This is a genomic window from Thiocapsa sp., from assembly GCF_011390875.1.
Classification (GTDB): domain Bacteria; phylum Pseudomonadota; class Gammaproteobacteria; order Chromatiales; family Chromatiaceae; genus Thiocapsa.
Genome location: NZ_JAABRP010000007.1, coordinates 23649 through 49587, shown reverse-complemented (window position 1 = coordinate 49587; position 25939 = coordinate 23649). Strand labels below are relative to the sequence as shown.

19 protein-coding genes and 1 pseudogene are annotated in these 25939 nt (G+C 62.6%); 10 read left to right on the top strand and 10 right to left on the bottom strand.

What is annotated here, in order from left to right:
• Positions 1-2 precede the first annotated feature (2 nt).
• The 9 genes from GPT33_RS00900 to GPT33_RS00860 form a co-directional block, all read right to left on the bottom strand.
• Positions 3-3782, bottom strand: a complete 3780-nt coding sequence (locus tag GPT33_RS00900; RefSeq protein WP_296804964.1) for a nitrate reductase subunit alpha — start codon at positions 3780-3782, stop codon at positions 3-5.
• Positions 3779-4645, bottom strand: a complete 867-nt coding sequence (locus tag GPT33_RS00895) for a hypothetical protein (RefSeq protein WP_296804962.1) — start codon at positions 4643-4645, stop codon at positions 3779-3781. The genes GPT33_RS00900 and GPT33_RS00895 overlap by 4 nt, the downstream gene beginning before the upstream one ends.
• A 1089-nt stretch (positions 4646-5734) precedes the next feature.
• Complete coding sequence (locus GPT33_RS00890; protein ID WP_296804960.1) at positions 5735-6595, bottom strand: GNAT family N-acetyltransferase; 861 nt, start codon at positions 6593-6595, stop codon at positions 5735-5737.
• 135 nt (positions 6596-6730) lie between these two features.
• Positions 6731-6925, bottom strand: a complete 195-nt coding sequence (locus GPT33_RS00885; RefSeq protein ID WP_296804958.1) for a hypothetical protein — start codon at positions 6923-6925, stop codon at positions 6731-6733.
• Between the two features lie 387 nt (positions 6926-7312).
• Entirely contained in the window at positions 7313-7786 is a 474-nt protein-coding gene (locus tag GPT33_RS00880; RefSeq protein WP_296804956.1) for a universal stress protein, read from the bottom strand.
• An 88-nt stretch (positions 7787-7874) separates the two neighbouring features.
• Entirely contained in the window at positions 7875-8345 is a 471-nt protein-coding gene (locus GPT33_RS00875; RefSeq protein ID WP_296804955.1) for a universal stress protein, read from the bottom strand.
• 12 nt (positions 8346-8357) lie between these two features.
• Positions 8358-9725 carry an MFS transporter gene (locus GPT33_RS00870; RefSeq protein ID WP_296804953.1) on the bottom strand — a complete coding sequence of 456 codons (1368 nt, stop codon included), beginning with the start codon at positions 9723-9725 and terminating at the stop codon, positions 8358-8360.
• A 104-nt stretch (positions 9726-9829) separates the two neighbouring features.
• A complete protein-coding gene (locus tag GPT33_RS00865) occupies positions 9830-10297 on the bottom strand; it encodes a hypothetical protein (protein ID WP_296804951.1) in 468 nt (155 codons plus the stop codon).
• A 555-nt stretch (positions 10298-10852) separates the two neighbouring features.
• Complete coding sequence (locus tag GPT33_RS00860) at positions 10853-11824, bottom strand: LysR family transcriptional regulator (RefSeq protein WP_296804949.1); 972 nt, start codon at positions 11822-11824, stop codon at positions 10853-10855.
• Positions 11825-11978: 154 nt separating this feature from the next.
• Here GPT33_RS00860 and GPT33_RS00855 point away from each other — a divergent pair, with 154 nt between their 5' ends.
• The 9 genes and pseudogenes from GPT33_RS00855 to moaD all read left to right on the top strand — a co-directional run bounded on the left by GPT33_RS00855 (position 11979) and on the right by moaD (position 22517).
• Positions 11979-13781: an assimilatory sulfite reductase (NADPH) flavoprotein subunit gene (locus GPT33_RS00855; protein ID WP_296804947.1), complete on the top strand. Its 1803-nt coding sequence runs from the start codon at positions 11979-11981 to the stop codon at positions 13779-13781.
• On the top strand, positions 13778-15463 hold the full coding sequence (cysI, locus tag GPT33_RS00850) for an assimilatory sulfite reductase (NADPH) hemoprotein subunit (protein WP_296804945.1): 1686 nt from the start codon (positions 13778-13780) through the stop codon (positions 15461-15463). The genes GPT33_RS00855 and cysI overlap by 4 nt, the downstream gene beginning before the upstream one ends.
• Positions 15456-16175, top strand: coding sequence for a phosphoadenylyl-sulfate reductase (locus GPT33_RS00845; protein ID WP_296804943.1), 720 nt, complete (start codon positions 15456-15458; stop codon positions 16173-16175). Before cysI ends, GPT33_RS00845 begins: the two co-directional genes overlap by 8 nt.
• 318 nt (positions 16176-16493) lie before the next feature.
• Entirely contained in the window at positions 16494-17342 is an 849-nt protein-coding gene (locus tag GPT33_RS00840) for an iron-sulfur cluster assembly protein (protein WP_296804941.1), read from the top strand.
• Between the two features lie 447 nt (positions 17343-17789).
• Positions 17790-19211 (top strand): sigma-54 dependent transcriptional regulator, encoded by a 1422-nt coding sequence (locus GPT33_RS00835; RefSeq protein ID WP_296804939.1) that lies wholly within the window; start codon positions 17790-17792, stop codon positions 19209-19211.
• 140 nt (positions 19212-19351) lie between these two features.
• A pseudogene (locus GPT33_RS00830) lies at positions 19352-20113 on the top strand (ATP-binding protein); the annotation flags it as partial.
• 165 nt (positions 20114-20278) lie between these two features.
• Positions 20279-20809 carry a molybdenum cofactor biosynthesis protein B gene (gene moaB / locus GPT33_RS00825; RefSeq protein ID WP_296805001.1) on the top strand — a complete coding sequence of 177 codons (531 nt, stop codon included), beginning with the start codon at positions 20279-20281 and terminating at the stop codon, positions 20807-20809.
• Positions 20810-20811: 2 nt separating this feature from the next.
• On the top strand, positions 20812-22062 hold the full coding sequence (glp, locus tag GPT33_RS00820) for a gephyrin-like molybdotransferase Glp (protein ID WP_296804937.1): 1251 nt from the start codon (positions 20812-20814) through the stop codon (positions 22060-22062).
• 200 nt (positions 22063-22262) lie between these two features.
• A complete protein-coding gene (moaD, locus tag GPT33_RS00815) occupies positions 22263-22517 on the top strand; it encodes a molybdopterin converting factor subunit 1 (RefSeq protein ID WP_296804935.1) in 255 nt (84 codons plus the stop codon).
• A 118-nt stretch (positions 22518-22635) separates the two neighbouring features.
• Here moaD and moaA read toward each other — a convergent pair whose 3' ends face one another.
• Complete coding sequence (gene moaA, locus GPT33_RS00810) at positions 22636-23673, bottom strand: GTP 3',8-cyclase MoaA (protein ID WP_296804933.1); 1038 nt, start codon at positions 23671-23673, stop codon at positions 22636-22638.
• 583 nt (positions 23674-24256) lie between these two features.
• Between moaA and GPT33_RS00805 the strand changes: the two genes are divergently transcribed.
• On the top strand, positions 24257-25939 hold the full coding sequence (locus GPT33_RS00805; RefSeq protein ID WP_296804931.1) for a proton-conducting transporter membrane subunit: 1683 nt from the start codon (positions 24257-24259) through the stop codon (positions 25937-25939).

Genomic DNA, 25939 nt, shown 5'->3' with positions numbered 1-25939 from the left:
ATTTATGCCCCGACGCTGAGCTGTGACTCTTGGTAGATAACCTTGCGACCGCGCGACTCCATCGGTTTCTTGCGGATAAGCACCACACAATCGCGCTCCGACGGACTGGTCCCTTGGTAATTGAGCCAATAGGTCCAATTGGCATAACCGCCCACCATCGTCGCGGGGTTCATCATGATGCGGGTGGTGGCGTTGTTGTTGCCGCCGCGCAGATCGCTGGAACCACGCTCCCTGGCCAACGACGAGAAGGGCACGTTCACATGACGCTCGGTCTGGTGATAGACGATCGACATATCGCGGGGCACCGTATGACTCACCACAGCGCGGGCCACCTGGATCCCGTTCTCGTTGAAGATCTCCACCCAGTCGTTGTCCTTGACCCCGATATCGCGCGCGTCGTCGTCGTTGATCCAGACCGTCGGCCCGCCGCGGAACATGTTCTGCATCTGCCATGAATCGCCGAACATGCTGTGAATGCCCCATTTCTGGTGCGGCGTGATGAAGCGGAACAGCTTTGCCCCCTTCATCTCGATGTCCTTCTGGGCCACGTCTCCGATCGACACCATGTCTACCGGCGGCTTATAGACCGGGAAGTCCTCGCCCAGATCGCGGAACATGCGATGGTCGTAATAGATCTCCTGTCGTCCGGTCAGCGTGTGGAAGGGTTTGAGTGCCTCGATGTTCAATGTCCAGGGCGAATAGGTTCGACCCTTCGTCTCGATCGCGGACCAATGCGGCGAGGTCAAAGCCCGCCTCGGCTGAGAGATGAGGTCGGGATAGTGGTAGGCGGTCTCCCGCTCGTGCTCGACGATATGCGCGAGCGGCACGCCGCAACGCTCCTCGAGTTTCTTGAACATCTGATAGGACAGCTCGCCGTCGCTTTCGGGCGAGATGCGCAAGATCACCTCGCAGACCTTCGCCGCCGTCTCCATGTTCGGCCGACCGTCCTTCTCCCCGACCAGATAACTCTCCTTCATTTGCTCGTAGGCCTCGGCGAGATCGCCGCGGATCCCCTTGGCACCGTATCCGTTCGGTTTGGTGACCGCCGGCCCCAGGGTGGTGTACATGTCGTGGATCTTGGTGTAGTCGCGCTTCACGACACTGACGTTCGGGAAGGTCTTGCCGGGGATCGGCTCGCTCTCCCCCGTCCACCAGTCGCGCAGCTCGCCCATGGGCTGCGCCAGCTCGTCGCGGGTGTCCGTGTTGAGCGCCGTCATGACCAGGTCTTCGACCGGATCCGGCAGGTGGGTCTTGGCCAACTCGCTGATCTTCTCGGCGACCAGCCTGAAGGCCTCCCAGTCGTGCTTGGACTCGTAGGCCGGATCGTGTGCCGGCGTGAATGGATGCAAAAAGGAATGCAGATCCGTGCAGGTGAGGTCGAACTTCTCGTACCAGTGCGCCGTCGGCAGCACGATGTCCGAATAGTTGGCGGAGGAGTCCATTCGCAGGTTGACGTTGTAGATGAGATCCAGCTTCCCGAGCGGGGCATCGCCGCTCCAATCGATCTCCTTCACCATGTCCTTGGCGCGACCCTCGCCGCCGAGCACATTGTGGTGCGTCCCCAGCATGTGCTTGAGGTTGAGCTCATGGCCGCGCATGCTGGTGCCGATGAGGTTTCCGCGATAGATCCAGAGCACCTTGGGATGGTTCTTCGGGGCGTCGACATTCGGCAGCGCGAACTTGAGCTTGCGCTCCTTGAACTGCTGCGCGACCCAGGTCTTCACCTCCTCGAGGCTCTCGCAGCCGGCCTTGCGCGCATCCTTCATGACATCCAGCGGGTTGCGCTCGTCGAACTGCGGGAAGAAGGGCAGCCAACCGTTGCGGACCGCAACGGCGTTCATATCGGCCGCATGGTTGGCCTTCGCCGGCATCTCCTTGGCGCGCGGGGCCCACAAGGGGTCGAGGCTCATGCCGTCGTAGCGCCATTGATCCGTATGGAAATAGAAGTAGGATGTGGAGTTTTGCTGCCGCCCGACATTGCCCCAATCCACCGCATTGCCGATCGTCCCGATGGCGGCGACATTGCGGATCTTCTCGGTGCCGACATAGTGCGCAAAGCCGCCGCCGTTGCGACCTTGGCAACCTGTCAGGATGCCCATGACGGCCTCGGAGCGATAGGTCAACGAGCCGCCGTGGTACCAGTGCAGGATGCCCGAGCCGGTGATGAAGAGGCACTTGCCTTTCGTCTTCTCCGCGGTGTCGGCCCATTCCCGAGCGACACGGATGGCGAGATTGCGATCCACGCCGGTCTCCTGCTCCTGCCAGGCCGGGGTGTAGGCCTGCGTGGCGTCGTCATAGTCTTTCGGGTATCCGGGACCCGAGAGACCGCGATTGACACCGAAATGCGCCAACAAGAGGTCGTAAGCCGTCGCGACACGCACCTTGGTGCCGTCGGCCTTGGTCAGCACACGGCTCGGGACGCCTCTGAGGCTCAGTTGGGCCTTCTCCCCCCGCAATGCCGTGGTGCCGAACTCCACGTTGAAGGTATGCGTGAAGTCGGCGTACTCGACAATGACCTCCTCGAACTCGCCGTCCATGAGTGTGAGCAGCGGATCGAACGGCTGGGCCGTCACCGCATCCTCGTTTTTGAGATTCCAGCGTCCGGTGTTCTTCTCCTCCCAGCGGAAGCCCAGCGTCCCGCCCGGCAGACGCAGCTCGCCCTGCTTGTCGAAGCAAGGCAGCTTCCAATCGGCCAGCTCTTCGTTCGCATAGGCCGCGAGATCGCTCGCCCGCAGGAATCTGCCGCTCGCATAATGGTCACCCTCCTGGTCCAGAATCACCAGGAAGGGCAGATTGGTGTATTGCGCCACATACTCGTGGAAGTACTCGGCGCGACGATTGACGTGGAACTCCTGCAGGATGACGTGAATACAGGAGAGGATGAAAGCCGCGTCCGTTCCAGGGCGCACAGGCACCCAGAGGTCTGCGAACTTGGTCACATCGGAGTAATCCGGCGAGAGATTAACCAGTTTGCCGCCGTTGTATTTGTGCTCGGAGGCAAAATGGGCATCCGCCGTGCGGGTCATCGGCAGGTTCGAGCCCATCACAATCCAATAGGCACTCTGATACCAGTCGGCCGATTCATGCACGTCGGTCTGGTCGCCCCAGATCATCGGCATGATGTGCGGCAGGTCGTGATACCACTCGTAGAAGCTGAGCATGGTCCCGCCGAGGAGGTTCGACAGGCGGTGACCGGACAGGAAGCTCACCATGCTCATGGCCGGGATCGGCGAGAAGGAGGCCAGGTGGTCGGCACCGTGCTCCTTGATGGTGTAGACCTTGGCCGCGGCGATGATCTCGGTCGCCTCGTCCCAGCTCGTGCGACGCCAGCCGGCCTTGCCGCGGGCGTTGCGATAGGCTTTGGAGCGCTCGGGATTTTCGACGATGGCGGCCCAGGCGGCGACCGGGTCTTTGCCTGCTTCGCGCTCCGCCCTCCAAAAGTCGAGCAGGACACCACGGACGTAGGGATATTTCGGACGGACCGGGCTGTAGGGATACCAGGACGCCGAGATCCCGCGCTGGCAGCCGCGCGGCTCGTAGTTCGGCGTCTCGTCGTTGATCTGGGGCCAGTCGGTCTTCTGCAGCTCCCAGGTGATCATGCCGTTCTTGACGAAGACCTCCCACGAGCAGGAGCCGGAGCAGTTGACGCTATGGCTCGTGCGCACCGACTTGTCGTATTGCCAGCGGCGGCGATAGAAGTCTTCCCATTTGCGCGGCTCGTCGAGCTCGCGGAACCAGCGGGAGCCACCGTTGCCGTTGCCGTCGTCTTTGGTCTTGCTCATTGCTGTTCTGCCTCTTGGGTTTCCGATCCGCTTTGCGCACCGGTTTCGCTGGCATGTGCCAGCCCGAAAGCCTTAACAAACGGGCGGAAGTCACGGACCGTGCCGTAGATGGCCACCACCGCGTTGCGCCGCTCGTCATAGACGAGATTCACCGCCTCGGATCGACCGATCGGATGGGGGACCGCATTGTTGTCGTGGTCGACCCAGTCCTCCTTCATCGCCTGCATGGAGACATAGAGAAGCCCGCCGTCGCGATGGGCCTGCCACCAGACGCGGTAATCCCAATCGCCCACCTTGATCTCGTGTTGACTGGTCCTGGCTTGCGGGTCGTGCGGATCGATATCCCATTGCAGAACGGGGATACCGATGTCGTAGTCGATGGATTCGCGCGGCCCGCTGAGCGGGTTCGGACCGCCCGGCCGATAGCCGGCCGCGGGCGCGACATCATGGCGACCGAGCGCAATGGCGAGCAGATCCGGCTCCGGCAGCTCTCCCTCCTCGAGGTACTCGGCCTGGAGCGGCGTCATGAGCCGGCTCATCACGGCGCTCGGGCCTTCGGGCTTCTTCCGAAGCTCCTTGGCGAGGTCCTCGGCACTGCGCAACGGAACATCCGGGACGAAGGGCGCGATCCGACGAATCTGCACGTCCGCAAAATCCGCGCGTTGCAGCACATCCCGAATCTGCCGCTCCATGGTCGCCACCTTGGTCTCGTCGCGGGTGTCGGGCTTGAACTCGACTTCCACCATCGGCCCGATGGCGAGGATGTCCCCGACAAACCCCGAGGCAACGATGTCCCGCGAGAAGCCGGGATACTTGACCTCCCGGAGCAACTCCCGCACGTGCTGCGACTCCTCGTTGATCATGTTCTTTTCACTCCTCATCCTCCGTTGTCAGGGCCGCGCGTCTTGATGCTGCGGTCTCTGCTGTTGTCTCCGAGCATTTTGCTCGGGTTGAGGGGCTCGTACGCAGAGCCATTCAGCAACGGGTATGCCAGAGGGAAATCGGGGCGCGTGGGGGCTGCGTGCGGGATCGGAGCGGCGTTCCTAGAGAGGGGTTTGAGTGGAGCAGATCTTACTGATTGCGCTCGTGAAAGCAGGCATGAACGGATGGCGGTCGAGACCAGCGGAAGGCGTTTTGGAAGAACGTCAGGAGACCCAAGGCATCCCGATCGGTCGGCCTCGATTCAGAGGAAGCACGGGGCGGCGAGACAGATTGTCCCGGCGGGCAATTGGGTTCGGGCCAATGTGTCTCGACGGCACGAACAAGACGAGCATGGTTTGGACGCGATTATCGACGATCTGGCTGGCCGCAAGTGCGTGCTGAAGGCGATCGCAGCCAGGCTTGCAGAGTAGGATGCAGCGCCCGCCTTGCAGCCGAGGCAGCAGGGGTTTGACTTTGGCCAAGAGGATTCCCGATGGACAGAGATCAGGTTGGTCATATGGAACTCCCTTGTCGATGACACACCAAATGTAACGAAGGGGCACGTGATCCTGGTAGCCCGATGTACGGGCGGCGTTGTCGACGGCGGTAGGCGGCCGAGAGGTCGCGCGGGAGGGAGCCGCCGGGGCCTTCTGCGGACGAGGTATCGAATCGGACCGAAGGCAACGCGGCAACAAGATCAGGAATGAAGATTCCCACCGACTCCGATCACCAATGTGAAAGCGGCGATTCTCCGGGGTTGGGAGGGCTGTCCGTGTCGCTGATGATCCTTACCTTGTGGTCGCCCCACTGATCGACGAGGATCGGCGCCTTACCATTCGAACGCGCTTGAGACGACTCACCCATGAAGACCCTTCCTCCACTTATCCTGCTCGTTTTCGCGCTCGCGCTTTGCGCCTGCTCGACCAACCGCCCTGGTCCCGTTGCGGACACGGACACGACGACGGACGGACCCACGGTCTACGGACAGCTTTCGGTCTCGTTGGATCACGCCTCGACGCGGTGACGGGGGTTCACAGCACGTCCCATCCCGGATAGATCAACCCGGGAATCCGCGGTGTTTCGACGCGGAAGCAGCAGTGGCGGGTATAGGCTTCGAAGATGGTGATCTTGTCGGCCAACCCCTCGGGCATGCCGACATCGCACCAGCGATGGCGCTGCTCCCATTCGTTCGGACCGCGGATCAGCGGCCATCCCCGGACTGCAAGGCCGAGGGCGAAGGTCGATGCGACGCTGCCACGGGGTTCGACGAACGCGTCGTCGGCAGATGCGGATTCGCGTCGGTCCTCCCAGATCAGACGGTCACCGTCGCGCCCGGCGGATATCAAACACGCAGGCGCGGCCCTGATCGAGTCGTCGCGATGCAGCAGGAAATCTAGTCCTTGCGCGCGCTCGCGGATCTCGTAGACGGGGTCTGCAAGATAGCGCACCAGGCTCAGCGAGCGCTTCCAGTTGGCGACCCAGAAGCCCCGGTGCAGATGGAAGCGCAGCGCGCCCTGCCAGGTCCAATCGGTCTTGAGCCGGATGCCGCCCAGACCCAAACGCCGTGCGGTGCCGTCCAACGCGTCCATGACCCGGTCGGCGTGGCCTTGGCGCCGCTCCTCCCTGAACAGATAGAGGCTGGCGATCCACATGAAGTGCTCGCCCCACCCCGGGTCGCGAAGCGCGACGGCAAGGGTACCCAGGCAGTGGCCATCGAGCATGATCCAGTAGGGGAGATAATCGCCTAGTTCGGCTGGATCCCCGATCGCTTCGCCCGTCGTCAGGCTCAAGCGGCTCCAGTTCTCGATCGCCGCGTCCGTCAGCGACCGTGGGTCCGGGATGCCGCCGAGACGATGTTCGGCGAAGCTCGCAAGCTCGCAGGCGCGCCACAATCGGCGATCTTCGGGGCAAGGGTCTTGACAGGCCGTAGGAAAGGCCAATTGGCCAGGGAGACTCGAAGGATTTCGCGGAGATCGTCCGACGTGTTTTCGGGGTCGGAAGATGACGCCATGGTGATCGCTCTCCGCTCAACTGGCGGTTGTGCCGGTCGCGTCCTCGTTGCGGGACTTCTGCGGGTCGACCGCGCCCGCCGCCTCGGCCTTGCGCGCCTCGTCTTCCCGTTTCATCCGACGCAGCAACCACAGCTCGCGGAGCAGGAACCCCATGATGGCGCCCGCGGTCAGGAGCGCCTTGCAGAGCATCAGGGTTCCGGTGCTGATCATGGCGGTGTCATCCGAGGTTTTGTTCGTGGCTCTGGCCATCTTGAGACGTGGCGCAGAGCGCCACGGGGCGTGCGTGACACCGCGGAGCGGGTGTCACGAGTCCACCCGCTGGAACGAGCGGGAGATGTCGCCGCTTCGCGACGACCTGACGTCACTTCCGGCCGAATCGTCTGCAAGGCGGCATATTCATTCCCGGAAATCGCCTAGTGACGATTCAGAAACAAGGTGAACACCTTGATGAACGCGAAGGATGGGTAGATCGTCAGCGAAACCCATCCTCCAAACCGTTGCGTTACCGGGTTTCGGTCCGAGGCGCTTGGCGCGGGCTGGATGGGTTTCGCTTCGCTCTACCCATCCTACGGGTTTCGGTTGTTTTTGAATCGTTCCTTAAGCACTCGGGGGTTCGCGCTCGCCGTAGCTGTGGACGAGCACGGGAATGGGGGAATGCGTCAGGGTGCGCAGGGTTTCGCTCCCGAGGATCTTTGCCTTGATTCCTTTGCGGCCATGCGAGGCCATGAAGATGAGATCGGCGCCGGATCGGGTCGCGGCATCGACGATGGCCTCGTAAGGGGTATTGCTCGGCGAGGAGATCACATCACATTGCACGTCGGCCTGGCTGCAGAGTTTTTCGACGAACCCGAGGCTCTTTTGAACGTCTTTCTCGATCTGCTCGTCGATCTGATCCAACGAGCTCGGTGCCGCTGTCTTGTCTTCGCCGAAGAAATGCGTCGCGGAGAGGTTCGGTTTGGCATGGAATGCGGTGATACGGGCACCGATCTGCTTGGCGAAGGCGACCGCTTGGCGGGCGGTTGCCTCCGAGAGATCGGAGCCGTCGGTCGGGACAAAGATATGCTTGTACATGTGTATTCCAGCAGGTGGACTCGGCACGACGGCGCCCGGCCGGCAGGACACGGTGGACGCATCCGCCCTCCCCGAGCCGGCCCCAAGATCAAGCCACGTCGCCCCAGCGATAGACGAGTACCGGGATCTTCGAGTGGGTCAGGACCTTCTGCGTCTCGCTTCCGATCAATTGGGACTTGAATCCCTTGCGCCCGTGTGACGCCATGAAGATGAGGTCGGCACCGCATTGCGATGCGGCCTCGAGGATCGCCTCCGCGGGCGTATCCGTCGGCGTCGTCATCGTCTCGCACGGCACGCCGGCCTCGCCACAGGAACGTTCGACGAAGTCCAAGCTGCTGCGGGCGGAGGCTTCGGCCGCCTTCTCGAACTGCGCGCGCGTCGCCTCGTCCACAAGATCGCCGTCGAAGATCGCCGCCGAGAAGGTGGTCGACGCGATCTGCGACTTTGCATGGTAGGCGGTGATTCGAGCGCCGAGGGCCTTCGCCAAGGCGACCGCGGCGTGCGAGGTGTCTTGAGAAAGCGGCGTACCGTCGGTCGGAACCAGGATATGCTTGAACATGATCATTCCCCCTTAGACATTGGCGATCGACAAGGGCGAGCTGCGGCGCAGATAGAAGTACCACGTCATGAAGAGCATCGTGATATAGCAGCCGAGGAAAAGCGTGAAACCACCGACGATGCCGAACATCGCAAAGCTGCGTGGAATAAAGAAGGCGCCGAGCGAGCCGATAGCCCCGGCGACACCGATACAGCCACCCGCCAGACGGCGTGCCGAGGCCAGCTTGGTCGGATCGAGGCTGCCCGTCTGCGGATCGAGAGCCGTGGCTCGAAACGCTGCCGGAATCATGCGATAAACGGTTCCGTTGCCCATTCCTGCCGCAATAAACAGCAGCATGAAGAGCCCGAAGAACAGCGGGAAGTTCAATTGCTCCAAGGTCATCACCAGCCCGAGACTTCCCGCGCACATCAAACTGAAGACGATCATCGTCATCCGTGCCCCGCCATAACGGTCGGCGAGCCATCCACCGATCGGTCGCACCAATGCACCCGTCAAGGCGCCGACGAAGACGATTTTCATCGAAACTTCGGGAAACTCGGAGCGCAATAGCGTCGCGAAGGTATTCGCATACCCGATATAGGAGCCGAAGGTCCCGATATAGAGCCACGAGATGATAAAGGTGTTTCTGTCCGCGAGCGCCAGCCCGAAGCTCTTGATATCGGCCCGAGCGCAGGTCAGGTTGTTCATGTAGAAGTAGGCGCCCATCGCCGCGATGATGCAGAGCGGGATGAAGATCAAACCGGCACGGTCGAGCGCCAAGCCGCCGGCCGTGATGATCACGATCGGAACCGTGAACTGAACCCAAGCGACACCCAGATTGCCGCCGGATGCGTTCAGTCCGAGTGCGGCACCCTTCACCTTCTCCGGATAGAAGAAGGAGATGTTGACCATCGACGAGGTGAAATTACCGGCCCCTAGGCCCGCCAAGCTCGCGATGATGATCAGAAGCCAAAAAGGGGTTGTCGGATCGCTGACTGCGTAGGCAAGTCCTGCCGCGGGGATCATCAGCAACAACGCTGAGGCGATGGTCCAGTTCCGCCCTCCGACCATCGGGACCGTGAAGGTGTAGAGGAACCGCATCAAGGCACCGGTGAGACCCGGCGCGGCGATCAGCCAGAAGCGCTCGTCCGCGGTAAAGTTGAAGCCCGCGGCGGGCAGTTGCGGGACGACGATGCCCCAGAGTCCCATCATCGCAAAGCCGAGAAACTCGGCGAACATGGACCAGGTCAGATTGCGACGCGCGATCTTTTTTCCGACCGTATTCCACTGCCCTTCGTTCTCGGGGTTCCAGTTGGTGATCCAGCGGCTGGGCTTGGTTTCCAGATAAGAATCGGCGGCCGACCCGCCGCTCGCAAGTGCATCCGCGCTAGAGGTTGCCATGGACGTCTCCTCGTGAGGTCAAGAGTCTGGTGGAAGCGAGGGACTGTCTGCCCCCGTCGACGTGCGCTTGGGTGTCTGCTCGGCGATCTCGGGAGGGTGCCCGATCAGTCCTCTTTGACCCGTTGGGCGGTCTTCGCATCTGTGCCGCTCGCCCGGGCATAGTCTTGCTGCAGCCCGATGACCTCCTCCTTCAGGGTGGCGATCACCTTCTCGGCATCCTCCAACTGCGTCATAAAGGCCGCGAGCTCCACCTGGTATGCCTGGTCTTTGGTCAAGCGCTCGGCGATCTCGGACTTGAGGTCGTCCGATTGCTGCTTGACCTCTGCAATCGCTTGAATGAGCCGTGCGCCGTCGGCCTTGATCTGGGAAGACGTATCGAGCGGTTCTCGAAGCCTGAGAACGAACGCCGTGCCGTTCTCGGCATATTTCACCGATGGCTGCCGAATGAGATAGGTATCAACCAAGAAATAGGTTGTGAGTACGCATGTGCAGACCATCAAGGTCACAAGCGGAACGAGGTTCGGACGCCATGGCTCACGGCCGGAGTGAAGACTGACTGCAGAATCGGGCATAACCGCCTCCAGAATGGAATGAGAGACAAGCACGCATCGAATATTTTGTATTAAACGAAACGATTCAAACCTCCCGTGCGCAGCCGACACGGATGCAAGTCGCTTCACAATTCACGACGCGTCGATAGCGAGAAGTGCACGAATTAGGCCATCGACCGGCTCTTCGTTTCTCGGATCGTCGGATCGCATGCCGGACCATGGGCAACGACGACGAGGGATGGATAGAGGGCGCTTTCGTATAAACCGGCAAAAACCGCGCCGGCTCAGCGGTTGAAGGAGAATCGTGCCGCGATCGCGCGTGTAATGAATCGGGCACGTCGCGGTGTTCGTGGCTGCGCCCGGACCCCATCGAACGGACCACGGCGTACCGACAACGACGGAATCGTTGCCGTGAAACCGGTCGCGGCACGGACAAAATGGCCTTCAAGCACCCGGGCGACGAGACACTTTGTCCCATTTCGATTCCCGAGACGGCGCTGCGGTTTAATTTAAGTCGAACGACGCAAGCCTTCCGAGCATCCGCCCAAACGTAGGCCCACGGGTGCGACAACGAGGTCAATCCGCGATCGCCGGATCATGCAGCGCGCGCGTTGCCGATTGCGCACGGATGCTTGACCCGACGTGCTCGCACGATATGTCGCCGGTACAACGCTTGAAGATGTCGACGAAGTGCTGATGGTAGCGGCGCAGATATTTGTCCCGGGCGTAGGCGATCTTGGTGACCTCCCAAGGGAAGAGGTCGGCGAGATCGCGGATCCCGAGGTCCGCATCTTCGTCGGGCTGATAGGCCAGAGCGGCGATGATCCCGACACCGAGTCCCTCGCGGACGTAGGTCTTGATCACGTCGGTGTCCGCTGCGCTCAGGACCACCTTGGGATGCAATCCGGCTTTCGCAAAGGTGTCACTGAAGCCGCCGCGCCCGGTGAACCCGAAAACGTAAGTGATAATCGGGTGCTCGCAGAGCGCAGCCAGGGTCATGGGAGCCAGATCGAGCGAGGGATGCGACCGCGGCGCGATCAAGCAGCGGTTCCACCGATAGCAGGGGATGGTCTGCAGCGCGATCTCGTCGCCCAGGGCCTCGGTGCAGATCGCCAGATCCACCAGGTCGCGCAGGGCCATGTCGACCAGTTGGCCGGGCGTGCCTTGATGGATCTGAAGCTCCACGGCCGGGTAGGCGGCGGCGAAGCGCCGGATCACCGGCGGCAGCACATAGCGGGCCTGCGTGTGGGTGGCGCCCAAGCGCAGCACGCCCCGATCTTCCTCCAGATGATCGCGACCCACCGCGAGGATGTTCCCGGTCTGGCGCAACGCCTCGCAGGCGTGCCGAAAGACCTGCTCGCCGACCTCGGTCAACCCGACAAGACGTTTGCCGTGGCGCACGAACAGCCGCGTGCCGAGCTCCGCCTCGAGCTGCTTGAGATGCTGGGTCACGGCCGACTGCACCAGGTGCAGGCGCTCCGCGGTTCGGCTCACGTTGAACCGAACCTCGACCAGGGTCACGAGAGAACGTAGTTGGCGTAGCTCCATATCATTCCTCGTGATAACGACGCATGAATGATCATTTCAAATCGCCTTTGCCGCCTGCCTAAACTCCGTGCCGAACCGGACCTGCAGGTCCAAGCGAGTCAGATCCCGAACCGGACTGACAGAAAGCACGACATATGCCAGGGGATTTCGACCGATGGCCCTTTCACAGTTAAACGCTTTGACCAGTCCGGTCGACGATCATCAGCTTCGCGCCCTGCAGGTGGCGTTGAAGGATATGTCGCCCACGCAGATCGCCTGGGTCAGCGGCTACCTCGCGGGGATCGGCGGCAGAGGTCCAACAGCGCCCGCCGAGCCGAAGGCGGTGGAGACCATCACCATCCTCTACGGCTCCCAGACCGGCAACGCCAAAGCGGTGGCCGAACAGCTCGGATCGCAGGCGCTCGGTCAGGGGATGGACGTCCGGGTTATCTCCATGGGCGACTTCAGTCCGCGCAAGCTGACCAAAGAGCGGTGGGTCCTGCTTGTTGTCAGCACCCACGGCGAGGGCGAGCCGCCGGAAAGCGCCTTTGCACTGCACGCCTTCGTCCAGGATCAGGGCGCAGTGCGGCTGGAGCAACTGCGATACGCTGTCCTGGGCCTGGGCGACTCGAGCTACGAGCACTTCTGCCGGACCGCCGTGGACTTCGATCGCCGACTTGCGGAGCTGGGCGCACAGCGCATCCTGCCGCTGCAATGCTGCGATCTGGACTACCGACCGGACACCGAGCGCTGGTCGACGGATGCCTTGAACCGGCTGAACGCAATTGCACCGCGCCGCGCCGGCAATGTCGTGGCGATGCCGGGTCTGCGCTCCCATCAAGAGCAGAGCCAAAACCAGGCCCGCCCCTACGACAAGGACAACCCCTACCCCGCAACCCTGCTCGAGAACCGCCGGATTACGACGCCGGACGCAGTCGCGGACGTCCGTCATCTGGCCCTTGCGATCGACCCCGGCGCCCTGCACTACCGGCCGGGCGATGCCCTGGGCGTCTGGGTCAAGAACGATCCGGCGCTCGCCGACGCGATCCTGGCCGGTGTCGGACTCGAGGGTGAGACCCGCATCCGTCTGGGCGACGAGGAGATCGATCTGCGCCGCGCCTTAATCGAGCGGCTCGAGCTGACGCAGCTGCATCCGACGACAGTACGCGCCTGGTCCGAGCGGTCGTGCACGCCGGAGCTGAAGGCACTGGCAACCGACGCCGCGACGCTGCGGGCCTACTCGGGCGAGCGCCAGCTCATCGATCTGGTCTCGGACCATCCGGCCCCCATCGATGCGCCCGCACTGGTCGCGCTGCTGCGCCCGCTCCAGCCGCGGCTCTACTCGATCGCCTCGAGCCAGGCCGAGTACGAGGACGAGGTCCATCTCACGGTCTCCGTGGTCCGCTATCAGGCGCATGGCCGGGATCATCTAGGCGCGGCATCCGGGTTCCTGAGCGAGCGGCTCGGGCGCAACGAAGCGGTCCGCGTCTACCTGGCCGAGAACGACGCCTTTCGTCTGCCGGACGACGGGAACACACCGTTGATCATGATCGGCTCCGGCACGGGCGTTGCGCCCTATCGAGCCTTCCTTCAACAGCGTGCGGCCAACGGCGACGGTGGCCGCAACTGGCTGATCTTCGGCAACCGGCACTTCCACCGCGATTTTCTTTATCAGCTCGACTGGCAAGCACACCGCAAGGCCGGCCGACTCGATCGGGTCAGCCTGGCGTTCTCGCGCGACGGTGCGCAAAAGCTCTACGTGCAGCAGCGGCTGCGCGAAGAGGGCATGGAGATCCTGCGCTGGATCGACGCCGGTGCGCACCTCTATGTCTGCGGCGCGACCGTCATGGGACAGGCTGTGGATCGCGCCCTCGTGGACATCTTCACCACCGAGGCCGGACTCGACCCCGACGCCGCGCAAGCCTGCGTCGACACCCTGCGCCGCGAGGCGCGCTACCACAGAGACCTCTACGCATGAGCGCACCCCTCCACGAGAACGAGCGGATCAAGGCCCGCAGCAACTATCTCCGCGGCACGCTTGCGGAGAGCCTGGCCGACGCGCTGACGGGCGCCATCAGCCCGGACGACACCCAGATCAGCAAGTTTCACGGCTTCTATCAACAGGACCATCGCGACCGCCGCCAAGAACGACGCGAGCAGTATCTCGAGCCCTATTTCGGTTTCATGCTGCGTGCACGCCTGCCGGGCGGCGTCTGCACCCCGGCGCAATGGCTGGCAATCGACGGCATCGGCCGCGAGCTCGCCGGCGGCAGTCTGCGCCTGACCACGCGGCAGAGCTTCCAGTACCACGGGATCCTCAAACGCGACATCAAGTCGGTGATCCGCGGGATCAACAAGGTCATGATCGACTCGATCGGCGGCTGCGGCGATGTGAACCGCAACGTCCTCTGCAACCCAAATCCGGTCGAGTCTGCGCTGCATCGAGAGGTCTACGACTGGGCCAAGCGGATCAGCGAGCACCTGCTGCCGCACACCCGCGCCTATCACGAGATCTGGCTCGACGGCGAGCAGGTGGGCGGCGGCGAGGATGTCGAGCCCATCTACGGCCCGACCTATCTGCCGCGCAAGTTCAAGACTGCCGTAGCGGTGCCGCCGCACAACGATGTCGACGTCTATGCCAACGACCTGGGCTTCGTGGCCATCGCCGACGGCGGAGACCTGATCGGTTTCAACGTCTCGGCCGGCGGCGGGATGGGCGCGACCCACGGGGACACCGCGACCTTCCCGAGACTCGCCGACGTCCTCGGGTTCGTGGAGCCGGACCGGACACTCGCGGTCACCGAGGCCGTGGTCACCACCCAACGCGATTTCGGGGATCGGTTCAACCGCAGTCAGGCCCGGCTCAAGTACACCATCGAGCGCATGGGGCTCGAGACCTTTCGGGCCGAGGTCGAGCGACGTGCGGGGATCCGCTTCGCACCCGCACGGCTCGTCCGTTTCACCGATCAAGGAGACCGCTACGGTTGGGTCAAAGGCCAGGACGACCTATGGCACCTGACGCTCTATATCGAGAGCGGACGCCTGATCGACGGTCCGGGCCACAGCCCAATGACGGGTCTGCGCGAGATTGCCCGAATCCATCAAGGTGATTTCCGAATCACGCCGAACCAGAACCTGATCGTCGCGCGCGTGCCCGAGGCCCGTAAGGCACAGATCGACGCCTTGGCGCGCGAACATGGCCTACTTGCCGAGAGACACTCGCTGCTCCGTCTGAACGGCATCTCCTGCGTCGCGCTGCCGACCTGTCCCTTGGCGATGGCCGAGGCGGAGCGCTACTTCCCGGATTTCCTCGCGCAAGTCGAGCGCCTGACGATCGAGCACGGCGTCGCGGATCAGGAGATCGTGACCCGGATCACCGGCTGCCCCAACGGCTGCGCGCGGCCCTATCTCGCCGAGCTGGCACTCGTCGGCAAGGGGCCGGGTCGCTACAACCTGATGCTCGGTGGCGACGGGATCGGCACGCGGCTCAATCGGCTCTACCGGGAGAACCTCGACGAGGCCGCCATCCTGAGCGAGATCGACATCCTACTCGGACGCTACGCCGAGGGTCGCCAACCCGGCGAGCGTTTCGGCGACTATCTGATCCGTGACGGGATCGTCCGTCCCGTCGTGAATCCTGCGGAGGACTTCCATGAGTAAGCCCGATCTCGACGCCCTCATCCACGGCGATCAGGCCGCGTTGCACGCAGCCAACCGCCGCTTGGAATCCATGCCGGCCGAGGACCGTGTGCGTTGGGCCTTGGAGCATCTGCCGCAGCAGCCTGTCCTCTCCTCCAGCTTCGGGACCCAATCGGCCGTGATGCTGCATTTGGTCAGCCGCCTGATGCCCGAGATCCCCGTGATTCTGGTCGACACCGGATATCTCTTCCCCGAGACCTATCGCCTCGTCGACGAGCTTACGGATCGGCTCGGGCTGAACCTTCAGGTCTATCGCCCGTCACTCTCCCCCGCCTGGCAGGAGGCGCGGCTCGGGCGTCTGTGGGAGCAGGGAGCCGACGGCATCGAGCGCTACAACCGGCTCAACAAGGTCGAGCCGATGGAACGCGCACTCCGCGAGCTGGGCGCCGGCACCTGGTTCGCCGGGCTGCGCCGTCAACAGGCGAGCTCCCGCGCCGAGCTGCCGGTGCTGCGGCTTCAGGACGGACGCCTCAAGGTCCACCCGATCGTCGACTGGCACAACCTCGACGTGCACCGCTATCTGCGCCGCCATGACCTACCGGATCACCCGCTGCAGGATCAAGGCTATGTCTCCGTCGGAGATGTCCATACCACGGCACCGTTGCTGCCTGGGATGTTGGAGGAAGAGACGCGATTCTTCGGTCTGAAACGCGAGTGCGGGCTGCATCGGTAGCCCCGGGAACGTGTCAGAAATCAGTTGAGCACCGAAGCTAATCGTTGTCGTTGTCGTAATCGAGAACGACCGACGACAACGACAACTGTGGCAAAGGTCTCCTCTCGTCGATCGGGGAATCCAGACGCCACCGTTCCAGCCTCGCGATGTTTGGCAAGCACTTTGCTGGGTTTTTCGGAGTCCAAAGCCGATGCATTGGACGCGACCAGGTCTCCGTCGAGTCCTGAAACGAGATGCGGCGACGCCTTCACGCCTGACCGGAAACCGGTCGCGCGTAAATACGGCGTCCTCGCCCCAAAAACCCCGAGGAGGAATGAAATGGCGCCGATAAAACCCGAAGAGGTGAAGGAGCTGCTGCGGCAAATCCGCTTTCCCGGTCGATCACGCGATGTCGTGTCGCTCGGGTTCGTCAAGAGTATCGCGCTTCAGGGGACGAACATCGAGGTGGAATTCACGCCGGACTCGATCAACGCCGAGAAGGTCACGGCCATGGAGAACGAGACCCGTGCACTGTTGCAGGGACTCGGGTTCGAGACCATCGAGATCCATACCGAGCCGCCCTACGACGACGACTCCATGCTGCTCGGCGGTGCCTCGATGAATCCGCTCCAGGTGGATCTGAAGGAATACGGCCTGGACCCCATCCCCGATCCGAGCCACGGCGGGGCGCCGCATCTCAAAGACCTCCTGGCCGGCGGCGAGGGCAAGGAGCGCAAGCCGCCACCGACGACGCCGCCGACCTCCGAGATCCCGGATGCCTTCGACCCGCCCATCGTCGACGGCCCTCAAGGCAACGCCGATCCCACCTACAATGGACCTGTGCCGGTCTTTCAATGGCAAATCAACCCGGAGGATCCCGATGCCCATGAGGGCCAAGGCAAGGTCAAGCTCAGCATCGGCAGTTGGAACTATGTCGTTCTCTGGTCGATTCACGCCGAGGAAGATCTGGTCTATGCTTCTGTTCATGCGCGGCATTGGATCTATTACGACGGCAAGGCCCGACCGAATCCCGCCGGACGCACGGAGGGCGTCAACCTCGTCTACGATCGTAGACGCGGAGGCGTCGTGGCGATCTACGGAACCGTGAAGGATTTTCGCCCCTTCGTCGAGGCCTTCCGGCGGGCCTACAGCGGTGAAACAAGCGAGCTCGCGCTGGACGCGGCCTAGCCCGGCCTCGCCCACTTGAGGAGGCGGGAGAGACCCGCCTCCCCTGCATTCCATCCGAATCGTTGAGCCGATTTCCGCCTGAATCCCGCCTGCCCTCTCGACAAGTCGCCTGCCTTCAGCGATATCGCATCTATTCGTGTTTCATAAACTGCTTAAACAATGATTGCATCGGGAGTGTTATCGACATTTCCGATATTAAAATCCGATAAATTTCGTTTGTATTGGCATAAGCTCAGCAGATATCCTTTTACGCAATATTGACGGGTCTGGCTTTGTATTGCGTGATATCCACCGAGACGATTTCCGAACGCTCGGCGGCATGATCCCGAATCGCGCGATTAAATCGAAGATCGGCGGTCGATGGTCAATACAAGCTGATCAATAAAGAAGACGTCGGCGGACGGTCCGAGCCCATCGGACGCGACCGACGAACCGGAGGACACCACTATGTCGATTTCCTTTGCAGATCGCAGTGATGTAGGCGTCGAAGAGGTCCCATCCGCCCCGAATGCGGTGGAGGCCATCCTGGTTCTGGACGACGAGCCCGGAATGCGGACCTTCATCGAGCGAACGCTTGCATCCAAGTTCGCCCACGTCGAGACCGCCGCCGACGCCGACGAGGCTCGGGCCTTGGCCAGGAAGACCCGTTTCGATCTCATGATCGCGGATATTCGTCTTCCGGGCGCGGCCAGCGGGCTGGAGCTAGCCCGCGAGATCCGCGATCGCTACCAAGTCGATCTGGACGTGATCTTCATCACCGGCTATTCGGACGTCTACGACGAAGTCGATGCGCTGCGCGACACCTCCGCGGACGTGCTGCGCAAGCCCTTTCACGCCGAGCAACTGCTCGCGGTCATCAAGCGCGCGCAGGATCGGCGGCGAGCGGCTCGCGAGCAGTTTCTGCGGAACCGCGAATTCGAGCAACGTCCATCCGCGAAGCGTATCGTCGGTGAAAGCGAGTCGTTGAAGGACATTTGGCGCACCATCCACCGCATTGCCCCAATGCCCTCGACGGTGCTGATCAAGGGCGAGACCGGCACGGGCAAGGAACTGGTCGCACGGGCGCTCCACGATCTGAGCGGGCGGCGCGGGAGCTATGTGCCGGTCAACTGCGGGGCCATCTCGGCCGACCTGATCGAAGGCGAGCTCTTCGGACATCTCAAAGGCGCCTTCACAGGCGCGCATCAGGCGCGCAACGGTCTCTTCAGTCACGCCGACGGCGGGACCCTCTTCCTGGACGAGATCGGCGAGATGCCACTCGCCTTGCAGGCGAAGCTCCTGCGGGTGTTGGAGGAGCGGCGTTATCGTCCGGTGGGCGGTAGCCAAGAGATTCCGGTCAACGCACGCGTGATCACGGCGACCAATCGCGATCTGGCCGCGGAGGTTCTCGCCGGCCGCTTCCGCAAGGATCTCTACTACCGCATCAACGTGGTCGATCTGAAGTTACCGCCGTTGCGCGAGCGCAAGGGTGACATCGAGCACCTCGCCCGTTATTTTCTCAAGGTCCTGTCCGCCGAGTTGGGTGTTCCCACACCCGAGCTCACGTCATGGGATCTGCAGCAACTCACCCGCTATGATTGGCCCGGCAATTGCCGAGAGTTGCGCAACGTGATCGAGCGATCCTTGCTGCTCGGAAACCCCGTGGCTCAGTTTCTCTGCGAATCGACCCTGCATCCCGCAGAGGAGTCCACAGCCGGATCGCCGGACTCCTCGCTGGAGGCCATGCAGCGCTCGCACATCATGAACGCTCTCGCCGTGGCGGGCGGAAACAAGACGGTCGCGGCACGCGCCTTGGGCGTTTCGCGAAAGACCGTGGAACGAAAGTTGAAGGAATGGTCGGATGAAGGTTCTGCGGAGACGGCGCACTGATTGCGCCCGGGCCTTCTCGCCGATAGGATCCGAGCCGAACGAGATCACCGCTCCGTTTCGACCTCGATCGGGAGAGATGTCTTTCGGGTCGGCTGCGGATCGGTTCCGATTCACCCCAGGCGCAGGCCGACACGAACGAGATGGACGAACCACGCGGCCCGATCGAGATTCGACCGACCGACCATGATCACGACCTTGAGGCCGTGCTCGCCCTGTTGCGGGAAGCGCGCCATAAGCAATTGGTTCAAAACGAAAAGCTTGCCGCAGTCGGCGAGTTGATCGCGGGTGTCGCCCATGAGATCAACAACCCGCTTGCGGTGATGCTCGGCTACGTCAACCTCGTGACGCAGGAGTTGGGTCCGACCGCCTGGTCCGTGCGCATGGAGGTCGATCTCATCGTTCAACAGATCGAGCGCGTTCGTAAGATCATCGACAGCCTGCTCGATATCGCCCGTCCGATGGACGATGTCGAGCTCCTCTCGCCGGAGGAGATGGCGACCCTGATCCAGGACGCCCTCGGTCTCGTGCTCGACCAGGCACCACGCGACAACCCGAAGGTCTGTCTCGATCTTCAAGCCACGTGCCCCGTGCGCATCGGCCGGCAAGACCTTCAGCAGGTCATCGTCAACCTCCTCGTGAATGCATTCCATGCCGTCGAGGCCAATGGCGGTCTGATCGAGGTCGGTTCGCGGGACCGGGAAGGGGGCGGTATCCTCATCAGCGTCAGAGATACCGGGCCGGGCGTTCCGGCACACCTGACCGAGAAGATCTTCAGGCCCTTCTTCACGACCAAAGGGGCAGGCAAAGGGACGGGGCTCGGCCTTGCGGTGAGCACCGGGCTGATCCGGCGCTACGGTGGCACCCTGAGCCTGGAGACGACCTCCGAGGCGGGAACGGAGTTTCGTGTCCGGGTGCTTGCCGAGCCGGTCTTCGACGATGAAGACACCTGGCTTGCGCAAACACTGGTCTCGAGCCTGGAATCGCGACCGCGACCTGGACACGCATACAATGGAACGGCACTGACTACACAGCGACACCCGCGACACGCCGCAGAACAGGACAACACCATGCCCGAGCACTTCAACGACCACGGTTTTCTGCCCTTGAAGATCGCCGTCCTCACGGTCTCCGACAGCCGCAGCGAAGACCAAGATACCTCGGGCCGACTGCTGGTAGAACGCGCCGAGGCAGCCGGACACCAGGTCGTCGCCAAGCAGATCGTGCCGGACGACATCTATCGAATGCGCGCCGTCTTCTCGACCTGGATCGCCGACCCCGAGATCCAAGTCGTCCTGAGCACCGGAGGCACCGGTGTCACCGGCCGGGACAGCACGCCGGAGGCCGTTGCCCCGTTGCTCGACAAACCGCTGGAAGGCTTCGGAGAGCTGTTCCGGAGCTTCTCGCTCGAGGAAATCGGCACCTCCACCTTGCAGTCGCGCGCGCTCGGGGGTCTCGCCAATGGGACCTTCATCTTTTGTCTGCCGGGCTCCAGCGGGGCCTGCCGCACCGCCTGGGACCGCATCCTGCTGGCCCAACTGGACAGCCGCACGCGGCCGTGCAACTTCGCGCAACTCATTCCGCGCTTGCTGGAGCGTTGAGAATGACGACCGATCCTTACGGCTGTGACGCCTCCGGGCGTGCGGCGCTGACCAAGGAGCAAGCGCTGGAGCGCCTGCTCAAGCGCGTCGACCCCATCGGCGAGACCGAAACGGTCTCGATCGTCGGGGCACTCGGACGCGTCCTGTCCGAACCGGTCTTAAGCACGATCGACGTTCCCGCCTGGGACAACAGCGCGATGGACGGCTATGCGATCCGGCATACGGATCTGGCGCCCTTCGGGGGGCGACTGCGCGTGGCTCAACGGATCCCCGCCGGCTCAGCCGGAAGCGCCCTGGCCCCCGGCACGGCGGCGCGCATCTTCACCGGTGCGCCAGTCCCCGAAGGCTGCGACACGGTGGTCATCCAGGAGATCTGCGAGGCCGCCGAGGACTGGGTCCAAGTCCCGCTCGACTGCAAGACCGGCGCGAACATTCGCCGCATCGGCGAAGACATCCGCGCCGGCGCCGAGGTCATCGCCGCGGGCACCCGTCTCGCCCCGCAGCATCTAGGGCTCGCAGCATCGATCGGCGCCGCGCGGGTCCGTGTCTATCGGCGGCTACGCGTCGCCGTCTTCTCCAGCGGCGACGAGCTGGTGATGCCGGGGGAGCCGCTCGGCCCCGGACAAATCTACAACTCCAACCGCTTCATGCTCTTCGGGCTGTTGGAGAGACTCGGCTGCGAAGTGGTGGATCTGGGGATTGTCGAGGACACCCCGGCAGCCACCGAGCAGGCGTTGATGCGTGGCGCAGCTCAGGCCGACCTGATCGTCGGCAGCGGCGGTGTCTCGGTCGGTGAAGAGGATCACATCAAGGCCGCGCTCGAACGGGTGGGTGCACTGGAGTTGTGGAGCGTTGCGATCCGCCCCGGCAAGCCGTTGGCCTTCGGCCGCATCGGCGTGACGCCCTTCATCGGCAATCCGGGTAACCCTGTCTCGCTGTTCGTGACCTTTTGTCTGTTCGGCATCCCGGTGATCAGACGCCAGCAGGGTGTCGGCGGGGATCTTCGTCCCCTGACGCTTCGGATCCGTGCGGGTTTCGACTGGCCACGACCCGACAAACGTCGGGAGTTTCACCGGGCGCGCGTTCAAACCGGCGACGACGGCGCGCCGGAGCTGGCCGTTTTCCCGAGCCGCTCGTCCGCCGTTCTCTCCTCCGTCGCCTGGGCGAATGGCCTAGTGGAGATTCCCGAGAATCAGGTCATCCGCAAAGGCGACCTCGTGGACTTCATCCCATTCTACGGCCTCTTCGGCTGAACCGCGTTCGGCGGGACATGGATAGGACGGAGGTCGGATCCTTCTCCCCCGGATCAATAAACTCGGGGGACGCGGTTTAGGTGAATAGGGTTGCGCTGGGCGGGTCATTCCTGATGGCGGTGTGAACTTGTATTTGCAGTTGTTTGGGCCGAAAGAGAGTATCGCCCGATAGGCGGCGGCATAGAGTAGGGGACAGATGTATGATCGATATCCTGTATTTCGCTCGGCTCAGAGAGAGTCTTGGACTGGCGCGGGAGCAATTGGATGTCTCGCAAAACATCGACTCCATCGCGGATCTCCTCGCGCACCTGCGTATTCGCGGCGAGCCCTGGTCAACGACGTTGGGCGAAGGCGAACCCGTCCTGGCGGCCGTAAATCAAGAGATTGCCCGGCTGGACACGAGGATCAAAAACGGCGACGAGATCGCACTCTTCCCGCCGGTCACCGGCGGATAGGGCACCCTCTTGAGGCCGGCCACCCGAAACTCAAGACGCTCGTGACACCCGCTCCGCCGTGTCACGCATGCCCCGTGGCGCTCTGCGTCACGTGCCGCGATGGCCGGGGTGACGGACTTCACCCCCCCGTCATATTCATATGACGGAAGATGATCGGCTTCGCCTGTAGATCGAAGTCATGCCCACGGGGCTTGATATCCATTGCCGCGATGATGGCTTTCTTGACCCGCTCGTCCTCGGTGGGATTTCCGCGCAGCGCGCGGCGCAAATCCACCGAGTGTTCCTGACCCAAACAGAGCAGCAGACGCCCCTCTGCGGTCACCCGCACGCGATTGCAGTCGCCGCAGAAGTTGTGACTGTGCGGCGAGATGAAACCGACGCGCGTCTCTTCGCCTGCGACCCGATAGTATTTGGACGGTCCGCCGGTCGCCTCGATCGTCGGCAGAAGCTGGAAATGCGCCTCGAGATCCTGTCGAATGGCATCGCTGGAGTAATAAGCCTCGGCCCGGTCGTGATCGCCGATCACGCCCAACGGCATCTCCTCGATGAAACTGATATCGATCCCGCGATCGATGGCGAAGCGCACCAGATCGGCGACCTCGTCGTGATTGCGGTTTTTGAGCACTACGGTATTCAACTTGACCCTCCGAAAGCCGACTCGCAAGGCGGCCTCGAGTCCGCTCAGGGTCTTCTCGATCTGCCCCACTCGGGTGATCTTTCCGAAGCGCTCCGGATCCAGGGTATCCAGGCTGATATTGATGCGAGTGACACCGGCATCCTTCAGTGCCTGCGCATAACGCCCGAGCTGAGTCGCGTTGGTCGTGAGCGTCAGGTCACGAAGGGTTCCGAGCGCACCTAATTGCTCGAACAACCAGATCACGTTCGGGCGCACCAGCGGCTCGCCGCCCGTGATTCTCAACTTGGTCACACCCAGCTGGCTGAAACATCGGCCGAGGCGTGCCGTCTCTTCCAACGTCAAAAGCTGGCTGCGCGGCAGAAAGGTCATCTTCTCCGACATGCAATAGACGCAGCGCAGATCGCATCGATCCGTCACGGAGAGACGCACATAGGTGATCCGGCGGCCGAACCGATCGATTAAGCCCGGTTCCTGCTCGACCGTCCGGTCTTCGGATTGAAAGGCGGTTTCTAGGTTCACGCGCTGTCCTTTTTTCGATTGAGGTTTCCGATTGGGGAACGCTCGTCGACTCCGAGCGGCGTGCAGGTCGTTGCGCCGATGCGCAAACGACGTCGCCTCGTCTCTGCACTTAATATGCCGCCCTCATGTGCGCCGTCCCGCGCAACTACCCGCCTCCGGACCGGGACAATGTGTCGCGATCGACACTGCGCAATGGGCCGTTCTGTCCCGAGCGTGATACCGCCGAGCCTCACTCGGCCGAAACGCGAAAGGTTTAGACCACGTGCTGTTTCGGCGATGCACTCCGTCTTTCCGACGGGGACCCGTAGAACCGATCGAGCCCGAAATCACTTGTCGCCATTGGTGGAGTCACACGGCCGCTCGGTCGGCCGATCGCGTCATCCTTGCGATCGTCACGGCTTCACACCGCCGTGCAATCCGCCCTAGGCATGATAAGTGCTGCCGATACCGCAGATGAAAAGGTCACTGCAAAAACGGATTGCCGCCCGCGCACGCCGGCGCATGCGGCGCTCGGCATGACGATCGACACCTCACCAGCCGATCCTCACGCGATCCATCGGACGACCTGGAGAGCTGAAACGACGTGATCGCATACGCCGCCTATCTGCTCCCGATCCTGGGATTGGTCTCTGCCTTTATCGTTTTGGTTTCCGCCAAGCGACTGAGCGAGCGCGTCTCGGGGATTAGCGTTGGCTTCAGCCTGGCGATCTTCGTCCTTGCGCTCGGATTGTTCATCGAGCAGATCGCACTGGGCCATGGCCAGCTCGCGACCCTCGGTATCAGCCTCTTCTCGCTGTATTTCGACTCGCTCGCGGCATTGATGGCGCTGGCCGTGAGCACGATCAGTCTGATCGTCCATCTCTATTCCAGACGCTATATGCGGGATGATCCCGCCTATACACGCTTTTTCGTTCTGCTGGACACCATCAACGCCATGATCATGCTCATGGTTTTGGCCGGCGATCTGCTGACCTTGCTGCTCGCCTGGCATTCCATCGGCATCATTCTCTATTTTCTGCTCAACCACGATACCCGCCGCGAAGCCGCGAATCGCTACGCCTTCTGGACACTCATCACGCACCGCATCGGCGACCTTCCCTTGATGGCGGCAGCGGCTTTGCTCTATTACAGCTACGGCACCCTGAGTATTCCCGTCCTCTTCGATGCGATCGCAGCCGATCCCGCACGCACCAGCGTCTTCGGACTCCCCATCAGCGAGACCGTCGGGGTGCTGGTCCTGCTCGCGGCCTTTGCCAAATCGGCCCAGTTTCCCTTCCACACCTGGCTGCCCTACACGATGGAAGGCCCGACACCGGTGTCGGCGTTGATGCACGCCGGCATCGTCAACTCGGGCGGTTTCTTGATCAATCGCTTCGCTCCGGTCTTCGTACAGACCGATTCGGTCTTACAGATCGCTCTGCTGGTCGGGCTGACGACGGCCATCATGGGCTCGGTGATGATGCTGATGCAGAGCGACATCAAGAAGGCCCTCGGCTATTCCACCATGGGTCAGATGGGCTATATGGTCATGGAATGCGGTCTCGGCGCCTTCTCGCTGGCGATCTTTCATCTGATCGCCCATGGGGTCTTCAAGGCGACCTTGTTCCTGGATTCGGGCAGTCTGATCGCGCGTGCCCGCAAGGATCCGAATCTGCCCGAAGGTGAGATCTACAAGTTCATGGTCGAGCGCAAGGTACCCAAACCGCCCCTGTCGTGGGTCGTCTTCGCCGGGATCACCATCGCGGCTCCGCTGCTTATCGTGGTCGCCGCACATCAAGTCGTCGACGAGGGTTTCCTTGCGCACCAAGGGGCCATCATCCTCCTGCTCTTCGGCTGGATCACGGGCGCTCAAACCCTATTCTTCGTCTATAAGATCGGCGGTGAGCAACCCTTCAAGTTGTTGGGCTATGTCATCCTGTCGTTTGCCCTGGTCATCCTGACCTATGTCCTGGTCGGGCATACGATCGACACCTTGCTCTATCCGGATCCGGCCTTCCGCGAGGCGCTCTATCGGGCGGCATCGCTGCCGGCACCGATGTTCACGGTCCTGATGCTCGTTCTGGTCACCCTGATTGCGGCGGGCTGGTTGCTGGTGTTCTGGTCGACCGCTAGGCAGGAGCCGCTCACGCGTCGCTATCGTGACCTCTATCTGGCGATCTACGCCTTGATGTCACGCGAGTTCTATATCGCAGACCTTTACGGACGCCTGGCCGGGTCCATGCTGGCGCGCTCGCGCCGCCTCAATGCACTGATGCGCTGGGTGTGA

Coding starts and splice junctions, on each gene's coding strand:
- GPT33_RS00900 (WP_296804964.1), bottom strand. CDS start 3,782: ATGAGCAAGACCAAAGACGACGGCAACGGCAACGGTGGCTCCCGCTGG.
- GPT33_RS00895 (WP_296804962.1), bottom strand. CDS start 4,645: ATGATCAACGAGGAGTCGCAGCACGTGCGGGAGTTGCTCCGGGAGGTC.
- GPT33_RS00885 (WP_296804958.1), bottom strand. CDS start 6,925: ATGATCAGCACCGGAACCCTGATGCTCTGCAAGGCGCTCCTGACCGCG.
- GPT33_RS00880 (WP_296804956.1), bottom strand. CDS start 7,786: ATGTACAAGCATATCTTTGTCCCGACCGACGGCTCCGATCTCTCGGAG.
- GPT33_RS00875 (WP_296804955.1), bottom strand. CDS start 8,345: ATGTTCAAGCATATCCTGGTTCCGACCGACGGTACGCCGCTTTCTCAA.
- GPT33_RS00870 (WP_296804953.1), bottom strand. CDS start 9,725: ATGGCAACCTCTAGCGCGGATGCACTTGCGAGCGGCGGGTCGGCCGCC.
- GPT33_RS00865 (WP_296804951.1), bottom strand. CDS start 10,297: ATGCCCGATTCTGCAGTCAGTCTTCACTCCGGCCGTGAGCCATGGCGT.
- GPT33_RS00860 (WP_296804949.1), bottom strand. CDS start 11,824: ATGGAGCTACGCCAACTACGTTCTCTCGTGACCCTGGTCGAGGTTCGG.
- GPT33_RS00855 (WP_296804947.1), top strand. CDS start 11,979: ATGGCCCTTTCACAGTTAAACGCTTTGACCAGTCCGGTCGACGATCAT.
- cysI (WP_296804945.1), top strand. CDS start 13,778: ATGAGCGCACCCCTCCACGAGAACGAGCGGATCAAGGCCCGCAGCAAC.
- GPT33_RS00845 (WP_296804943.1), top strand. CDS start 15,456: ATGAGTAAGCCCGATCTCGACGCCCTCATCCACGGCGATCAGGCCGCG.
- GPT33_RS00840 (WP_296804941.1), top strand. CDS start 16,494: ATGGCGCCGATAAAACCCGAAGAGGTGAAGGAGCTGCTGCGGCAAATC.
- GPT33_RS00835 (WP_296804939.1), top strand. CDS start 17,790: ATGTCGATTTCCTTTGCAGATCGCAGTGATGTAGGCGTCGAAGAGGTC.
- moaB (WP_296805001.1), top strand. CDS start 20,279: ATGCCCGAGCACTTCAACGACCACGGTTTTCTGCCCTTGAAGATCGCC.
- glp (WP_296804937.1), top strand. CDS start 20,812: ATGACGACCGATCCTTACGGCTGTGACGCCTCCGGGCGTGCGGCGCTG.
- moaD (WP_296804935.1), top strand. CDS start 22,263: ATGATCGATATCCTGTATTTCGCTCGGCTCAGAGAGAGTCTTGGACTG.